This window comes from Erwinia sp. PPS120, from assembly GCF_047918655.1.
Taxonomy (GTDB): Bacteria; Pseudomonadota; Gammaproteobacteria; order Enterobacterales; family Enterobacteriaceae; genus Erwinia; species Erwinia tasmaniensis_A.
Genome location: NZ_JBLREF010000083.1, coordinates 1 through 3,926, shown reverse-complemented (window position 1 = coordinate 3,926; position 3,926 = coordinate 1). Strand labels below are relative to the sequence as shown.

At 49.4% G+C, this 3,926-nt stretch carries 4 protein-coding genes; 3 read left to right on the top strand and 1 reads right to left on the bottom strand.

What is annotated here, in order from left to right; translation table 11 throughout:
• The 3 genes from ACLRGG_RS21170 to ACLRGG_RS21160 form a co-directional block, all read left to right on the top strand.
• Positions 1-2,789, top strand: a 2,789-nt coding sequence (locus ACLRGG_RS21170; protein ID WP_416251562.1) for an RHS repeat-associated core domain-containing protein, incomplete at its 5' end; no start/stop codon positions are given.
• A 10-nt stretch (positions 2,790-2,799) separates the two neighbouring features.
• Positions 2,800-3,102 carry a DUF7716 domain-containing protein gene (locus tag ACLRGG_RS21165; RefSeq protein ID WP_416251561.1) on the top strand — a complete coding sequence of 101 codons (303 nt, stop codon included), beginning with the start codon at positions 2,800-2,802 and terminating at the stop codon, positions 3,100-3,102.
• A 67-nt stretch (positions 3,103-3,169) separates the two neighbouring features.
• Complete coding sequence (locus ACLRGG_RS21160; protein WP_416251560.1) at positions 3,170-3,484, top strand: DUF7716 domain-containing protein; 315 nt, start codon at positions 3,170-3,172, stop codon at positions 3,482-3,484.
• 82 nt (positions 3,485-3,566) lie between these two features.
• Here the strand turns inward: ACLRGG_RS21160 and ACLRGG_RS21155 are convergent, their stop codons facing one another.
• Positions 3,567-3,845 (bottom strand): replication protein, encoded by a 279-nt coding sequence (locus ACLRGG_RS21155; protein WP_416251559.1) that lies wholly within the window; start codon positions 3,843-3,845, stop codon positions 3,567-3,569.
• Positions 3,846-3,926 lie beyond the last annotated feature (81 nt).

The window sequence follows — 3,926 nt, the reverse complement described above, 5'->3', positions numbered from 1 at the left end:
CCCGCGTGCTGGCTTACCGCAATAGTGCGGGTGAGCAGCTTGATTTTGCATACGATTTTGTGAATGGCACCCGCCGCGCCGCCCGCGAAGATGGCGCACGGGCACACTGGCTGACAGACGATGACGATAACGTCGCCCGCTTCACCGATTATGACGGTCGTCAGACCGGCTTCGTTTACCGCGACGGTGAGTTATGCGACATCATCCTGCCTGACGGAGCCATGCGCCGCAGCCAGTGGGACCGTTATGGCCGCATGACCTCAGAGACTGACCCGGCTGGCCGCACCACAGCGTATTACTGGTTTCGCAATACGGACCGCATCGCCCGCACGGTTTTCCCGGATTCAACAGCCACTCAGTCTGTGTATGACCTGAACGGTCGCCTGCTGTCGGAAACCGATGCGCTGAATCACACCACCACGTATCACTACCCCGATGAAGAAGAAACGCTGCCTGACCGTATCACCGATGCGAGGGGCGGTGACGTGATGCTGGAATGGAATCGTCAGGGATTGCTGACGCAACGCACTGACTGCTCCGGTAGCGTGACCCGCTTTACGTATGACCGCTTTGGTCAGCTTATCACCAGTGAGGACGCAGAAGGCAACCTCACACGCCGCGAATGGAACGATGCAGGCCAGCTAACCGCCGTTATTCGTGCCGATGGCAGTCAGGAAACGCTGCGGTGGAACGAGCACGGTCAGCTCACGGCCTGGCGTGATCTGCTGGAAAGCGACGTGCTCTGGACGTACAACCGCCTGGGGCAACCGCTAAGTCAGACCAGCCGCAACGGTATCATACGTCGCTGGCACTATGATGCACGAGGGAATCTGCTGCGTCTGGAAAACGGCAACGGCGGTGAGTACCGGTTTACGTATGACCCGACAGGCCACCCGTTGAGCGAAGTCCGCCCGGACAATACATCCCGGCAGATGGATTGGAATGAACGTGGACTGCTCACCACGCTTATGGAAAACGGCAGACCTGATAACGATGGCGGCATCCCACGACGCGCGCAGCAGTTCAGCTATGACAGCAGCGGCCTGCTGACCACCCGCACAACCCGCGATGCCCAGTACCATTACCAGCGTAACCACAGCGGGCAGCTTACCGGCCTGACGCGCACGCCAACTGCCGATGGCATGGCGTTGGGCATTGAAGAGGACAAAATTCAGTTTACTTTTGACGCGTCAGGAAACCTGCTCACTGAACAGGGAGTCAACGGCGAACTGCATTCTGCGTATGACGTTCTGGGTAATCTTACTGCGCTGACCCTGCCCGGCGGCCAGCAGATAAGCTGGCTGCATTACAGTTCCGGCCACGTCAGTGCCATCCGCTTTAATCAGCAAATCATCTCTGAATTCACCCGCGACCGCCTTCACAGAGAGGTGGCCCGCACTCAGGGAACCCGTGAACAGACCCGCCAGTATGACAGTCTGGGCAGACGTACCAGGCAACGCAGCTTCACCCCCGACCTGCCGGAACAGACAATCTTCGAACGCGCCTTCAACTACACCGCACGGGGAGAACTGTCAGACGTCAGTGACACACTGCGTGGCAACACCATTTATGGTTATGATGAAGAAGGTCGTCTTCTCAGGCATTACGAAGCTCGTCCGAGCCACAGTAACAGGACGTTCCACTACGATGCTGCGGATAACCTGATGCCGGGTAATGACCTCACTGCCCTGCCACTGACGGAGAACCGCCTGACGCACTGGCAAAATCTGTTTATGAAATATGACTGGTGGGGAAACCTGGTCAGTCGCCGAAGCGGTCTGTATGAACAGCATTATGAATACGACGCGGAAAACCGGCTGATACAGGCAGAAGGCACCGGCCCGGAAGGCCGTTTTAAGGCACGCTACCACTATGACGTGCTGGGCAGACGCACACGCAAAACGATTACCACGCAACACAGCACCACGGAGACGCGCTTCCTCTGGCAGGGCTTGCGACTGTTGCAGGAGCAGCAGCAGAACGGGCAGTGCCAGACATATGTTTACGACCCGAACGAAGCATACAGCCCGCTGGCGCGGGTTGACCATTTGTGTGAGGAAAATGGAGGAGAGATTTTCTGGTTCAGCACCGACCTGAACGGCGCACCGCTGGAAGTCACCGATGAACGGGGACAGCTCCGGTGGAGCGGTCATTACGGTAGTTTTGGTGAGGTGACCCGGCAGACGGAAGGCTTCAACAGACTCACGCAACACACTACCCTTGCTCATCAGCCGCTGCGCTACGCCGGGCAGTACGCTGACAGTGAGACGGGACTACACTATAATCTGTTCCGTTACTATGACCCGCAGGTTGGACGTTTTACCGTTCAGGACCCGATAGGGCTAAACGGCGGGCTGAATCTTTATGCGTATGCACCGAATCCGCTGGGTTGGATTGATCCACTTGGTCTTTACAAAGGCGAAGGTGAGAGAGGACTAGGTAAATATCATGTATTCCATGAACATACGCTTGATCCTTCGGAATATGATTTGAAAGACAGCGAGCATTTCAGAAGGGGAAATCAGTCTGTATATGAACGGTTGCAGAAAGATTCGGTATTTAAGCAGGAAATGCAGACAAAATATCCAGGCGTTGTAGAGCACGTACAACCGAATTCAAGAGGAAATTTCAGCAAATATTCTCCTCCTGATATGACTTGGCATCATGAAAACCAGCCCGGAGTTTTAAGTTTGGTCGATTATAACGACCATAAATCGTATCATAAAATCTATCACCCAGATGGCTCCGGTGGTCGTCATAAATGGGGTGGTGGTAAAACATGTCGCTAATGAGGGTAGAATGAAAACAATCAAAGGTTTTGAAGGTTTATTAGCCATCTATAAGCAACTACCTAAGGTTGGAGGATTTTTTGTTAATAAAGAATTTTCCAATGAAAGATCCGTCATTAAAAATTCTGACTATTTCCTTGCGGAATCTGAAGAAGAAGATGAGGACATGGAAGATGATTATGACACGTGGCTGGAATACCCAACATTTAAAGCAATAATTGAGAATAAACTAGAACACCATCCCACCGCCTCCAAAGAAGATCTGCTTGAAGCAGTAATGTACTATCTAGAAATGGATGATTTCTTAGACTGATTTATCTGGCTAGCCAAATAATCCTCAAGTTTGGCTAGTCAAATCTAAGAAGATTAAAGGTAACCATATGAAATTGAATGATATAATTGACATCATGGTTAAATCTTGCTGCGAAGATGATAACTTTTGCATTTATGGTTCAGACGGAGAGTTATTCGGAGATAAAGAATATTTGGTCTCCGGTTATCCACAGGTAGATGAAAATAATAATGAAGTCTATCCGCAAGATGCAGCTATCAGAGGTTTATCATATATTTATTCTGGTGAGCAGTTTGCTGATGTAATCTTATCAGTAATTGAACAAAAGCCTTCTTCCAGTAACCAAGATTTTATTGATGCTCTAAACTATTATCTTGAAAATGATGATTTTCTAGACTTCTAATATTTAGCCAAACAGTCTGCACATAGTTTCTATGCCAGCGGGCTGTAACGAAAAAAAGTTTTTATTATTCTTCATGTAATCATTACTCTTTTCTCATCTTTTTAGGCGAAGATGATTTCGCTAAAATATATGATTTAACAAATGACAGGCGATCACCATTAAATATGAAATCAGGATTAATGAAATATGAATTCTGAACAGTTTTTTCAGCGATAAAACCCTTATTAACAAGCTCTTTCATTCCTCTGTAATACGTTGATTCTGAGATTTTCACTAAGTTTTGATCTACAAGCTCATAAGTAAGGAAAACTCTGTCCGTATCCTTGAACTCCTGAACTGTTCTGTACAAAATTTCAAACACTTTTGTCCCTGGGTAATCCTCCCCTTTTTAACGGAGGCGATAAGTAGAATCAAGTCATGCGTTGAATATGCTGCATCGGCG

What these genes read in the sequence shown, in the direction of transcription:
- ACLRGG_RS21165 (WP_416251561.1), top strand. Translation starts at nt 2,800, where the DNA reads ATGAAAACAATCAAAGGTTTTGAAGGTTTATTAGCCATCTATAAGCAA.
- ACLRGG_RS21160 (WP_416251560.1), top strand. Translation starts at nt 3,170, where the DNA reads ATGAAATTGAATGATATAATTGACATCATGGTTAAATCTTGCTGCGAA.